The 12,824-nt window shown below is 61.6% G+C and carries 10 protein-coding genes; 7 read left to right on the forward strand and 3 right to left on the reverse strand.

Going from position 1 to position 12,824, the window contains the following annotated elements; translation table 11 throughout:
• Nucleotides 1–60 precede the first annotated feature (60 nt).
• The gene (locus tag EQV97_RS05300; RefSeq protein ID WP_240888578.1) at nucleotides 61–1,416 is read left to right on the forward strand and encodes a nucleobase:cation symporter-2 family protein; all 1,356 of its coding nucleotides are present in this window, start codon (nucleotides 61–63) and stop codon (nucleotides 1,414–1,416) included.
• A gap of 12 nt (nucleotides 1,417–1,428) precedes the next feature.
• Nucleotides 1,429–2,817 (forward strand): amidohydrolase family protein, encoded by a 1,389-nt coding sequence (locus EQV97_RS05305; protein WP_240888579.1) that lies wholly within the window; start codon nucleotides 1,429–1,431, stop codon nucleotides 2,815–2,817.
• A 104-nt stretch (nucleotides 2,818–2,921) separates the two neighbouring features.
• Here EQV97_RS05305 and EQV97_RS05310 read toward each other — a convergent pair whose 3' ends face one another.
• Together EQV97_RS05310 and EQV97_RS05315 are read right to left on the reverse strand one after the other, a co-directional pair.
• Nucleotides 2,922–4,205 carry a Zn-dependent hydrolase gene (locus EQV97_RS05310; protein ID WP_240888580.1) on the reverse strand — a complete coding sequence of 428 codons (1,284 nt, stop codon included), beginning with the start codon at nucleotides 4,203–4,205 and terminating at the stop codon, nucleotides 2,922–2,924.
• 171 nt (nucleotides 4,206–4,376) lie between these two features.
• Nucleotides 4,377–5,861 carry an NCS1 family nucleobase:cation symporter-1 gene (locus EQV97_RS05315; RefSeq protein WP_240888581.1) on the reverse strand — a complete coding sequence of 495 codons (1,485 nt, stop codon included), beginning with the start codon at nucleotides 5,859–5,861 and terminating at the stop codon, nucleotides 4,377–4,379.
• 551 nt (nucleotides 5,862–6,412) lie between these two features.
• Between EQV97_RS05315 and hydA the strand changes: the two genes are divergently transcribed.
• From hydA to preA, 3 genes are all read left to right on the forward strand, one after another.
• Nucleotides 6,413–7,852 carry a dihydropyrimidinase gene (hydA, locus tag EQV97_RS05320; RefSeq protein ID WP_240888582.1) on the forward strand — a complete coding sequence of 480 codons (1,440 nt, stop codon included), beginning with the start codon at nucleotides 6,413–6,415 and terminating at the stop codon, nucleotides 7,850–7,852.
• 95 nt (nucleotides 7,853–7,947) lie between these two features.
• Nucleotides 7,948–9,315 (forward strand): NAD(P)-dependent oxidoreductase, encoded by a 1,368-nt coding sequence (locus EQV97_RS05325; RefSeq protein ID WP_240888583.1) that lies wholly within the window; start codon nucleotides 7,948–7,950, stop codon nucleotides 9,313–9,315.
• Complete coding sequence (gene preA / locus EQV97_RS05330; RefSeq protein ID WP_240888584.1) at nucleotides 9,316–10,590, forward strand: NAD-dependent dihydropyrimidine dehydrogenase subunit PreA; 1,275 nt, start codon at nucleotides 9,316–9,318, stop codon at nucleotides 10,588–10,590. It abuts the gene before it with no gap.
• A 232-nt stretch (nucleotides 10,591–10,822) separates the two neighbouring features.
• On the opposite strand, the gene EQV97_RS05335 is transcribed toward preA, so the two are convergent.
• On the reverse strand, nucleotides 10,823–11,443 hold the full coding sequence (locus EQV97_RS05335) for a TetR/AcrR family transcriptional regulator (RefSeq protein WP_122839627.1): 621 nt from the start codon (nucleotides 11,441–11,443) through the stop codon (nucleotides 10,823–10,825).
• A gap of 140 nt (nucleotides 11,444–11,583) precedes the next feature.
• On the opposite strand from EQV97_RS05335, the gene copC reads away from it, so the two are divergent.
• Together copC and copD are read left to right on the forward strand one after the other, a co-directional pair.
• Complete coding sequence (gene copC / locus EQV97_RS05340; RefSeq protein ID WP_240888682.1) at nucleotides 11,584–11,949, forward strand: copper homeostasis periplasmic binding protein CopC; 366 nt, start codon at nucleotides 11,584–11,586, stop codon at nucleotides 11,947–11,949.
• A 3-nt stretch (nucleotides 11,950–11,952) separates the two neighbouring features.
• The gene (copD, locus tag EQV97_RS05345) at nucleotides 11,953–12,813 is read left to right on the forward strand and encodes a copper homeostasis membrane protein CopD (RefSeq protein ID WP_240888585.1); all 861 of its coding nucleotides are present in this window, start codon (nucleotides 11,953–11,955) and stop codon (nucleotides 12,811–12,813) included.
• The last annotated feature ends 11 nt before the right edge of the window (nucleotides 12,814–12,824 follow it).

Below are 12,824 nucleotides of genomic sequence, written 5' to 3' on the forward strand. Positions count from 1 at the left end.
GTATCAGGCATCAGCACGAATACCCCTCTCTACAGCATAAAACAGCAAGAGGTGATTCCCATGTCGTCAGCCACTCCCCCTTCAACCATCCACCCGGTCGACCAGGTTCTACCTGTGCGCCAAATGCTCACCCTCGGCCTGCAACACATGGCCGTCTCGTACATAGGCGCCATCGCCGTGCCGTTGATTGTCGCCAGCGCCTTGAAAATGTCCCAGGCCGATACCGTGGTGTTGATCAGCACCACGTTGTTCTGCTCGGGCATCGCCACGCTGTTGCAAACCGTGGGCTTCTGGAAATTCGGCGTACGCCTGCCGATTCTGCAGGGCGTGGCCTTCAGCAGCGTCGGCCCGGTGATCGCCATTGGCAGCAACCCGGAGGTGGGGTTTGCCGGGGTTTGCGGAGCGGTGATCGGCGCAGGGATTTTTACCATGCTGGTCGCGCCCTTCATCGGCCGATTGCGGCGCTATTTCCCGCCGGTGGTCACCGGCTGCATCGTCACCGTGATCGGCCTGCAGCTGTTCCCGATTGCCTACGAGTGGGTCGGTGGCGGGCGTCACGCCAGCGATTTCGGCGCGCCAGCGTACCTGGCTGTCGCCGCCGTGGTGCTGTTGACCATCCTGCTGGTCAACCGCTACGGCAGCCCGATGCTGCGCAACATGGCGGTGCTGGTGGGCATGCTGGTGGGTGCGGCGCTGGCCTACGGGCTGGGCATGGGCAGCTTCAGCAGCGTCGGCGATTCGCCCTGGCTCACGGTGCCCTACCCCTTCTACTTCGGCCTGCCGACCTTCAGCCTGATCCCGATCGCGACCATGGTGGTGGTGATGATTGTGCAGATGGTCGAGTCCATGGGGCTGTTCGTCGCGATTGGCGACATCGTCGACAAACCCGTGGAAGAAAAGCAGGTCATCAACGGGCTGCGCGCCAACGGCCTGGCGAGCACCATTGCCGGCATGTTCGCCGCCTTTCCGTTCATTGCCTTCATGGAGAACGTCGGCCTGGTGATTCTCACCGGCGTGCGCAGTCGCTGGGTAGTGGCGATCAGCGGATTGCTCATGTGCACCGTGGCCCTGGTGCCCAAGGCCGGGGCAATCATCGCCTCAATGCCGACCGCAGCCCTGGGCGGTGCCGGGATCGCAATGTTTGGCGTGGTCGCGGCCGCCGGCATCCAGACCCTGGCCAAGGTCGACTACGAGCGTAATCGCTACAACGTGCTGATCGTCGGTTTCACCATCGCCGCCGCCCTGGTGCCGGTGCTGGCCCCGGCGCTGTTCAAGCAATTGCCCGAGTGGAGCCAGCCGTTCCTGCACAGCAGCGTGGTGATCGCCTGCCTGGTGTCAGTACTGCTTAACGCCGCCCTCAATGGCGTCAGCGCGCCAGACAACGCCGCCAGCAAACCCGCCTCCCATAGCCTTTGACCGGAGAAGCCCATGACTCAACTTCAAAACATCCTGATCAAAAACCCGCTGGAGGTGATGACCGGCCTGCGCGGCGAACGCGCCCGGGCCGGCAGCGTCGACATCCGCGTGGTCAACGGGCGCATCGCCGAAATGGCCGCCGGACTGCAGGCGCAACCCGGGGAGCGGGTGATCGATGCCCGTCATTGCCTGGTGTATCCAGGCTGGATCAACACCCACCATCACCTGTTCCAGAACCTGCTCAAAGCCGTGCCCGAGGGGTTGAACCAGGACCTGCAAGGCTGGCTCGCCAGCGTGCCCTACCCGCGCCTCAACCGCTTCACCCCGCAGCTGTCGCGCATTGCCGCGCGGCTGGGCATGGCCGAGTTGCTGCTGTCGGGGGTGACGACCTGCGCCGACCACCACTACCTGTACCACGCCCACGGCACGACCGAGACCGGTGACCTGCTGTTCGACACGGCGGACGAATTCGGCTTGCGCTTCGTGCTGTGCCGAGGGGGTGCCCTGGAGTCGGCAAGTGCACACCCCGGCTTTTCAAAAACCGCGCTGCAGCCGGAGTCGCTGGAGCAAATGGTCGGCGACATCGAGCGCTTGAAATCGCGCTACCACCAGGACATTCCGGACGCCATGCGCCGGGTCGTGGTGGCGCCGACCACGCCCACTTTCTCGCTGCCGCCCACCCTGCTGCGGGAACTGGCTCATACGGCTCGTGGCCTTGGCCTGCGCCTGCACACGCACCTGTCGGAGACGCAGAACTACGTCAATTTCTGCCGCGAGAAATACAATTGTCTGCCGGTTGAATTCGTCGCTGAGCACGAGTGGCTCGGCCCGGATGTCTGGTTCGCCCACGCGGTGCACCTGCAACCTGGCGAAATCCGCATGCTCGCGCAGACGGGCACCGGTGTTTCCCACTGCCCGGTGAGCAACGCCCGACTGGGTAGCGGTATCGCGCCAGTGCCACAGATGGCCGAGGCCGGCGTGCCGATATCACTGGGCGTGGATGGGGTGGCGTCGAACGAGTCCGGAAGCATGGTCGGTGAAGCGCATACCGCCTGGCTGATTCACCGGGCGGAACAAGGCGCGGGCGCCACCACCGCCGAAGACGTGATTCACTGGGGCACTGCCGGCGGCGCTCAGGTATTGGGCCTCGGCGCAGTGGGCACACTGGAGATCGGACAGGCAGCGGACCTGGTGATCTACGGCCTGGATCACCCGCGCTTTTTCGGCTTCCACGACCTGGCGGTAGCACCGGTGGTCGCGGGCGAACCGATCACCGTGCGCTACAGCCTGGTGGGTGGCCGGGTGGTGGTCGATGACGGCGTGATCCCGGGGCTCGACCTGGAGCGCATGCGCGCCGAAGCCTGGGAAGGCGTGCAGCAACTGATGCTCGTCGAGGACTAGCCCCGCCAGGAGTTGCCGCAGGCTGCCATCGCTTGATCTTGCGCCGCTTTCGACGCAGCCAAGAAGATCGCAGCCTGCGGCAGCTCCTGCGGGGACCTCATCATTCAAGCCGCCAGTTGCCCCCCTGCAATCGCCGCCGAAGCCGCCAGCATTGCCCGCAACAACACCGCACACCCAGCCGCCAGGTCATCCGGCGCCGCGTTTTCGATCTCGTTGTGGCTGATACCGCCTTCGCACGGCACGAAGATCATCCCCGCCGGCCCCAGTTCGGCGAGGAAGATCGCGTCATGCCCCGCGCCACTGACGATGTCCATGTGCGACAGACCCAGCCCTTGCGCCGCATTGCGCACCGCGTCGACACAGCCTTGCTCGAAATACAGCGGCGGAAAATCCGCCGTGGGCGTCAGTTCGTAGCTCAGGCCATGTTGCTCGCAGGTAGCTTCGATCACTTGGCGAACTTCGGCAATCATCGAATCCAGGCGAGCCGGTTCCAGGTGCCGGAAGTCCAGGGTCATGCGCACTTCGCCGGGAATGACATTGCGCGAGCCTGGATAGGCTTGCAGGCACCCGACCGTACCGCAGGCGTGAGGTTGATGACCCAGGGCGGCACGATTGACCGCTCCCACGATAATGGAGGCGCCGACCAGGGCGTCCTTGCGCAAGTGCATTGGCGTCGGGCCGGCATGGGCTTCGACTCCGCGCAGCTTCAGGTCGAACCACTTCTGCCCGAGAGCCCCCATAACCACGCCGATAGTCTTGCGCTCATCCTCAAGAATCGGGCCTTGCTCGATGTGCGCTTCAAAATAGGCACCGACCGCGTGGCCACTGACCTTGCGAGTGCCGGCATAGCCGATGGCATTGAGTGCTTCGCCCACGGTGACGCCGTCGGCATCGACTTTGGCCAGGGTCTCCTCCAGCGTGAATTTTTCCGCGAAGACCCCCGAACCCATCATGCACGGCGCAAAGCGCGAACCCTCTTCGTTGGTCCAGACCACAACCTCCAGCGGGGCCTCGGTTTCCACGCTCAGATCGTTGAGCGTGCGCAGCACCTCAACGCCGGCCAGCACACCAAAGCAGCCATCGAACTTGCCACCGGTGGGCTGGGTGTCGATGTGGCTGCCCGTCATCACTGGAGGCAGGTCCGGATTGCGCCCGGGACGGCGGGCGAAAATATTGCCGACCGCGTCGATGCTGACGGTGCAGCCCGCCTCTTCGCACCACCTGACAAAGATGTCCCGAGCCTGGCGATCAAGGTCAGTCAGGGCCAGGCGACAGACACCGCCTTTGACCGTGGCGCCAAGCTTGGCCAGTTCCATGAGCGACTGCCACAGGCGATCGCGGTTGATGTGCTGATGGGTGGACTGCAGAACGTCTACAGCAGCGTTCATGTTGATCTCCTCAGGCGACTTGTTATTGGTTGATGCAGATGCTTTTTTCGGTGTTCGCACTGCCGTCCTCATCGCGGGCAAGCCCGGCTCCCACAGGTGGGTGGTTTCCCCAGTAGTGATGTCTGACACCACCCCTGTGGGAGCCGGGCTTGCCCGCGATGAGGCCGGCACTTACACCGCAGATTTCGCAACAGACGGGTCAGGTCGCATCGAACACAACCCGTAATAAATCAACCCGCCCAAGGCCGAACCGGTAAACCAGCCATAACTGTAGAACCAGCTGAACGCATCGCTGCCCAACGACAGCAAGGTCAGCGCCACCGGCACCCCGAAGGCGATAAAACCGAACCAGTTCCAGGCCGGGTACACGTCATCGCGGTACAGCCCTGCCAGGTCCAGCTGCTGTTTCCTGATCAGGAAATAATCCACCACCATGATCCCGGCAATCGGCCCCAGCAAACTCGAATAACCGAGCAACCAGTTGGAATACACCGTCTCCAGGCTGACGTCGGAAACGATCAAGCCAAGCTTCTTCAACAGTTCATGGGCCATCAGCACCAGCCCGACCACCCCGGTCAGCAACACCGCCTTGGTGCGGTTGATGACCTTTGGCGCAATATTCTGGAAATCGTTGGTCGGCGACACGATATTCGCCGCAGTGTTGGTCGACAGTGTCGCGATAATGATCAGCGCCATGGCCAGGGCGACCCACACCGGACTCTGGATATGGCCAATCAACGTCACCGGATCGGACACGGTCACCCCCACCAGCTTCACCGAAGCGGCGGTCATCACCACACCCAGGGCAGCGAACAGGAACATGGTCAGTGGCAGGCCGATAATCTGCCCGACTATCTGGTCCTTCTGGCTCTTGGCATAACGGCTGAAATCCGGAATGTTAAGGGACAAGGTCGCCCAGAAACCGACCATCGCGGTGAGCCCGGCGGCGAAGTAACTGACAACGCTTGCCCCTTCCGGACGCTTGGCCGGGATCGCCATCAATTCGGTCATCGACACGTTGGGCATCGCCCACACCAGCAGTCCCACCCCCACCAGCACCAGCAAGGGCGCAGACAGCGTCTCCAGCCACTTGATCGACTCGGCACCGCGGATCACTACCCACAGGTTCAAGGCCCAGAACACCATGAAACCGATCACCTCGCCGGTGCCGCCCAGGGACTTCCAGCCCTCGAACACCGAACCGAGGAACAGGTGAATCGCCAACCCGCCGAACAGGGTCTGGATACCGAACCAGCCACAGGCCACCAGCGCCCGAATCAGGCAGGGAATATTCGAGCCGAGAATGCCAAAAGAGGAACGCAGCAACACTGGAAAAGGGATGCCGTACTTGGTGCCGGGAAACGCGTTCAACGTCAGCGGGATCAGCACAATGATGTTGGCAAACAGAATCGCCAGCAACGCCTCGCCAACACTCAGGCCGAAATAGGCAGTGAGCACGCCACCGAGGGTGTAGGTCGGCACGCAGATCGACATGCCGACCCACAATGCCGTGATGTGCCACTTGTTCCAGGTTCGTTCGCGCACCTTGGTCGGTGCCATGTCGTGGTTGTAACGGGGACTGTCGAGGACGTCGGTGCCGGCTTCCAGCTCATACAAGCCGTTGCGCTCGGTCACTTGCGATCTGATCTGTTGCATGGCCGCTCCACTGTTATTTTTGATTATCTTGCTCATCAGGGGCTGGCGACATCAATAAACATGCCGTTTGCCCCGCTTGCGCATCGGGCAGATCCATTAAAAAGCGTTAACTCTCTGAAACTCATCATGTTTATTTATATAAACAAACGGTCCTCGGGACACTGCCCGGCGCTCAGGCCGGCTACCGGGCAAAGTTGTCCAAACCGTCAGGACTCAAACTGGTGCATCAAACTTTTTTCCGCGCTTTGCGGGTTAACCATAGACGCTTCTCAAGCAGCTGATTTCACATAAGAAATCTCGTCTATTTTGGCATCCTGTCAAGTGCGTCAAAATGGTGAAAGCCTGAACCAAATTGGTGATTTCAAATTTAAATCGTTATTTATCAAACACTTAATAAAGACATAAGCTTATAAAAAATAATCTTGCTCATTCTTCGAACTCGGACTAGTTTCTATTCCTGACAGCGCTGACAGGAATACACCTGTTTGCGTCTGGTTCATATAAAACATTTAGAACCGGCACCAGTCGGTCTTGCCTGCGAGGAACTCGGAATGTCTCTGTTGATCCGTGGCGCCACCGTTGTAACCCACGATGAAAGTTATCGCGCCGACGTCTATTGCGCCGACGGCGTGATCAAAGCCATCGGTGATCAACTGGATGTTCCGGCAGGTGCCGAAGTGCTGGACGGCAGCGGCCAGTACCTGATGCCCGGTGGTATCGATCCGCACACTCATATGCAACTGCCCTTCATGGGCACGGTGGCCAGCGAAGATTTTTTCAGCGGCACGGCGGCAGGGCTTGCCGGTGGCACCACCTCGATCATCGACTTCGTGATTCCCAACCCGCAGCAATCGCTGATGGAAGCCTTTCACCAATGGCGCGGCTGGGCAGAAAAATCGGCAGCGGACTACGGCTTCCACGTCGCCATCACCTGGTGGAGCGAGCAGGTTCGCGAAGAAATGGCCGAGCTGGTCAGCCAGCACGGGGTCAATAGCTTCAAGCATTTCATGGCCTACAAGAACGCGATCATGGCGGCCGACGATACCCTGGTGGCGAGTTTCGAACGCTGCCTGGAACTGGGCGCCGTGCCGACCGTGCATGCGGAAAATGGCGAGCTGGTGTATCACCTGCAACGCAAGCTGATGGCCCAGGGCCTCACCGGGCCGGAAGCGCACCCGCTGTCGCGGCCTTCACAGGTGGAAGGTGAAGCGGCCAGCCGGGCGATCCGCATTGCCGAAACCCTGGGCACGCCACTGTACCTGGTGCATGTCTCGACCAAGGAAGCCCTCGACGAAATCACCTATGCCCGCAGCAAGGGCCAGCAGGTTTACGGAGAGGTCCTCGCCGGGCACTTGCTGCTGGACGACAGCGTCTATCAGCACCCGGACTGGAACACTGCCGCCGGCTACGTCATGAGCCCGCCCTTCCGCCCGCGCGGGCATCAGGAGGCACTCTGGCACGGGCTGCAATCGGGCAACCTGCACACCACCGCCACCGACCATTGCTGCTTCTGCGCCGAGCAGAAAGCGGCCGGGCGCGATGACTTCAGCAAGATCCCCAACGGCACCGCCGGTATCGAAGACCGCATGGCCGTGCTGTGGGATGAGGGGGTTAACACCGGGCGTTTCTCGATGCAGCAGTTCGTGGCGCTGACCTCGACCAACACCGCGAAAATTTTCAACCTCTACCCGCGCAAAGGCGCCATTCGCGTCGGTGCCGATGCCGACCTGGTGCTGTGGGATCCGCAAGGTACCCGAACCATTTCCGCGGCCACCCATCACCAGCAGGTCGACTTCAATATCTTTGAAGGCAAGACCGTACGCGGCGTGCCCAGCCATACGATCAGCCAGGGCCGCGTGGTCTGGGCCGATGGTGACCTGCGGGCCGAACGCGGTGCCGGGCGGTATGTCGAGCGGCCGGCATATCCGGCGGTATTTGATCTGCTGAGCAAGCGGGCTGAGTTGAATCAGCCAGTTGCTGTGAAGCGCTGAAATCCAGGCCTTCGGCCATTGCGGGCCAGCCCGGACGCAACAGAAAACCCACTGCCCACCAGAGGCAGCACCTCAATAACCGTGAGGCCAACACCGTGATCAAGAGTCTGAGCCACCTCCCGCATCCCCATGAGGATGCGGTCGCCCTCGCCGGTCATTTCACCGACCTGGCACCCCCACTCAACGACCGGCAGGCGCACCTGGAGGCTTCGCGCTGCCTCTACTGCTACGACGCGCCCTGTGTGAATGCTTGCCCGAGTGAAATCGATATTCCGTCGTTCATCCGCAATATCCATGCGGACAACGTGCAAGGTGCCGCCCATAAAATCCTCTCCGCGAACATACTGGGCGGCAGTTGTGCGCGGGTCTGTCCCACGGAAATTCTTTGCCAGCAGGCCTGCGTGCGCAACAACGATCATGAGTGCGCACCGGTACTGATCGGCCTGCTGCAGCGCTACGCAGTCGACAACGCACACTTCAGCACGCATCCATTCTCCCGTGCGGCGGCTACCGGCAAACGCATCGCAGTGGTGGGTGCCGGTCCCGCCGGGCTGTCCTGCGCCCACCGCAGTGCCATGCACGGCCACGACGTGGTGATCTTCGAGGCACGGGAAAAGGCCGGCGGCCTCAACGAGTACGGCATCGCCAAGTACAAACTGGTGGACGACTACGCCCAGAAAGAGCTGGAGTTCCTCCTGCAAATCGGCGGCATCGAAATCCGTCACGGGCAAAAACTCGGCGAGCACCTGACCCTCAGCGAACTGCACCAGCAATTCGACGCGGTATTCCTCGGCATTGGCCTGAACGCCAGCAAGCAACTGGGCCTGGCCCACGAAGATGCGCCGGGACTGCTCGCGGCCACTGACTACATCCGCGAACTGCGCCAGGCCGACGACCTGACCCAATTGCCCCTGGCTGATCGCTGCATCGTCCTCGGCGCCGGCAACACGGCCATCGACATGGCCGTGCAAATGGCCCGCCTCGGCGCCCGCGATGTCAACCTGGTGTACCGCCGGGGCGTCGAGGAAATGGGCGCCACGGGCCACGAGCAGGACATCGCCAAGGCCAATCAGGTGCGCCTGCTGACCTGGGCACAACCGGAACACGTGTTGCTCGATGACCTGGGTCAGGTGCGCGGCATGCGCTTCGCCCGCACCGCCCTGGTGGAAGGTCGTCTGCAAACCACCGGTGAAACCTTCGAACTGGCCGCCGACGCGATCTTCAAAGCCATCGGCCAGGCCTTCGACTCCGGCGCCCTCGCCGACCCACTGGCCCGGGAGTTGAAGCGCCAGGGCGAGCGCATCCAGGTCGATGAACAGCTGCGCACCAGCATTCCTGGCGTGTACGCGGGCGGCGATTGCACCAGCCTCGATCAGGACCTCACCGTGCAAGCGGTGCAACACGGCAAACTGGCCGCCGAGGCCATCCACACCCAACTCATGCTCAATGTGGAGGCTGCGTAAATGGCCGATCTCTCGATCAACTTTGCCGGTATCAAAGCCCCCAATCCCTTCTGGCTGGCCTCCGCACCGCCCACCGACAAGGCTTATAACGTAGTCCGCGCCTTCGAGGCTGGCTGGGGTGGCGTGGTCTGGAAAACCCTGGGGGAGGACCCGGCAGCAGTCAACGTGTCATCACGCTACTCGGCGATGTTTGGCGCCAACCGGGAAGTCATGGGTTTTAATAACATCGAGCTGATTACCGACCGCTCCCTGGAAATCAACCTGCGGGAAATCACCCAGGTCAAAAAGGACTGGCCGGACCGCGCGCTGATCGTCTCGCTGATGGTGCCTTGCGTGGAAGAGTCGTGGAAATTCATTCTGCCCCTGGTGGAAGCTACCGGTGCTGACGGCATTGAACTCAACTTCGGCTGTCCCCATGGCATGCCCGAGCGCGGCATGGGCGCAGCGGTCGGCCAGGTGCCGGAGTACGTCGAACAGGTCACGCGCTGGTGCAAGACCTACTGCTCGCTGCCGGTGATCGTCAAGCTCACGCCCAACATCACCGACATTCGCGTCGCCGCCCGCGCCGCCCATCGCGGTGGTGCCGATGCGGTATCGCTGATCAATACCATCAACTCCATCACCAGCGTCAACCTCGAGCGCATGGTCGCCAACCCGGTGGTCGGTAGCCAGAGTACCCACGGTGGTTACTGCGGTTCGGCAGTCAAGCCCATCGCCCTGAACATGGTCGCCGAAATCGCCCGCGACCCGCTGACACAGCGGCTACCCATCTCCGGCATTGGTGGCATCGGCTCATGGCGCGATGCAGCGGAGTTCATCGCGCTCGGCAGCGGCTCGGTGCAGGTGTGTACGGCGGCGATGCTGCACGGTTTCAGGATCGTCGAGGAGATGAAAGACGGCCTGTCACGCTGGATGGACAGCCAGGGCTACGCCAGCATCGCAGACTTTTCCGGGCGTGCGGTGGCTAATACAACGGACTGGAAGTACCTCGACATCAACTACCAGGTCATCGCCAAAATCGACCAGGAAGCCTGCATCGGCTGCGGCCGTTGCCACATCGCCTGCGAAGACACCTCGCACCAGGCGGTGGCCAGCCTCAAGCAGGCCGATGGCACGCACAAGTATCAAGTGATCGACGATGAATGCGTGGGCTGCAACTTGTGCCAGATCACCTGCCCGGTGCAGGACTGCATCGAGATGGTGCCGATCGACAGCGGCAAACCGTTCCTGGACTGGAACCACGATCCGCGCAACCCCTACCATGTCGCGGTCTGACCTTTAAACAGTAGAAGATCGCAGCCTCGTTGCACTCGACAGCTCCTACCCGGCCCCCGCGCCACCCCGCCCCCGTAGGAGCCGTCGAATGCAACGAGGCCTCTGGCCCCAGCGCCACCCCACCCTGGTAGGAGCTGTCGAGTGCAACGAGGCTGCGATCTTTTCAAATGCAACACCGATCCTCAACTCTTCAGCCAATCAGCAGTCCAACACCGGCTGATGTATGGGACATCTAGGGCTCCAACCCAATCCCGCGCAAAATCACACTCGTCACCGTCTGCACCGCCCGCTCAAACTGCATATCGGACAATGGCTGGTGATCATTCAGGATATTCACCTGATGATCAAAGTCGGCGTAGTGCTGGGTCGACGCCCAGATCATGTAGAGCAGGCTGGAGGGCTCCACCGGCAGGATGCGTTTGTCTTCCACCCACTGGCGGATTTTCGCTTCCTTCATCTTGGCCCAGTCGTACAGGCTGGCGTCCAGTGCCTCACCCAGCGTCGGCGCGCCATGGATGATTTCGTTGGCCCAGACCTTGGAGCCGTACGGACGGCTGCGCGAATGTTGCATCTTGGCGCGGATGTAGCTGCTGAGGACCACGCGCGGGTCGTCGAACATTTCGAAGCACAGGGCGTCCTGTTTCCACACTTCCAGCAGGTCGAACAGCACTGCACTGTAGAGTTCGCTCTTGGTGCTGAAGTAGTAATGCAGGTTGGAGCGCGGCAGTTGCACTTCGGCGGCAATGTCGGCCATGGCGGTACTGCCGAAGCCTTTCTCGGCGAAGACCTTTTCAGCCCCCAGCAGAATTTTCTCGACGTTACTGCGACGGATCTCGATCTTGTGATTGCCCATGAGGGCTCCCTGACGACAGCGTTGGTCAAGACTAGCATCCGCTCTACTTCGCGGCGACAGGGCAAAACGAAACTTCGTCCCGGCGCGCCCTGGAAGGTAAACTGCACCTCTCTTCAAACCTGTCCCAGAGGTAGTCCATGATGACGCTCAAGAAAAGCCTGACCACCGTCACCCTCCTCGGCTCGCTGTTCGCCGCCTCGTCGGTATTCGCCCATGCCCACCTGAAAAGCCAGAGCCCGGCCGCCGACAGCACGGTCAGCGCACCGGCCGAGCTGCGCCTGGTATTTTCCGAAGGGGTGGAAGCGACCTTCACCAAGGTGACCCTCAGCAAGGACGGCAACAACGTACCGGTTAAAAGCCTGACCACCGAAGGCAGTGACAAGAAAACCCTGGTGGTGACGCCGCAAGCGCCTTTGACTGCAGGTGCATACAAGGTCGAATGGCACGCAGTGTCCGTCGATACCCACAAAAGTGAAGGCGCCTACAGCTTCAAGGTCGGTCAGTAATTCATGACGAGCGCGATGGTGCTGTGCCGCTTTCTGCATTTCACCGTGGTGCTGATGCTGGTCGGGGCCTGGGTGTTCAGGCCCCTGCTTCTGGGGCGTGGCATTACCACGCTGGATCAGCCGCTGGCGCGGGTGAGCCGATGGCTGGCAGCGGTGGCGTTGGTGAGCGGCGTCTGCTGGTTGCTGTTGATCACTGCCAGCATGGCCGGGGACTGGGCCGCCGCCATTGATCTGCCGACCCTGCAACTGGTCATGGGCAACACGTTTTTCGGCCAGGTATGGCGCTGGCATCTGTTACTCAACGGGCTGGTGCTGACGTTGCTGTTCACACGCTGGCAGGCCTCCCTGTTGCCGCGCCTGGTATTGGGTGGCTTGTTGCTGGCGACGCTTGCACCCGTGGGCCATGGCGCGATGCTCGATGGCTTGAGCGGCCAACTGCTGATCCTCAATCAGATCGTGCACCTGGTGTGCGTTGGCATCTGGCTGGGCGGCTTGATGCTGCTGGTGATGATCTTGCGCCAGGCATCAGTCCACCCGATCGGCGTCATTCTCCAGCGGTTCAGTGGTGTGGGTTACGCGCTGGTGGCAGGATTGGTGTTGACGGGGCTGATCAACGTGCGAGTACTGACGGGCCAGCTGTGGCCGACGCCATTGTGGTCGGGATTTGCCTTGATTCTGTTGATCAAGGTCGGGTTGGTGGCGGCGATGCTGGGCCTGGCGTTGTTCAATCGGCTGCGGGTCAATGATTGCGACCAGCGCATGGGGGCGCTGAAAACCAGCGTGATCATGGAGTGGCTATTAGGGATTGGCGCGGTGGCGGCAGTGTCGTTGCTGGGCACCATGCCGCCGATGGTGGCCGCCTGAACGAGATATCT

Origin of the sequence: Pseudomonas sp. TMW22090, assembly GCF_022496665.1 — a bacterium.
GTDB classification, from domain to species: domain Bacteria; phylum Pseudomonadota; class Gammaproteobacteria; order Pseudomonadales; family Pseudomonadaceae; genus Aquipseudomonas; species Aquipseudomonas gregormendelii.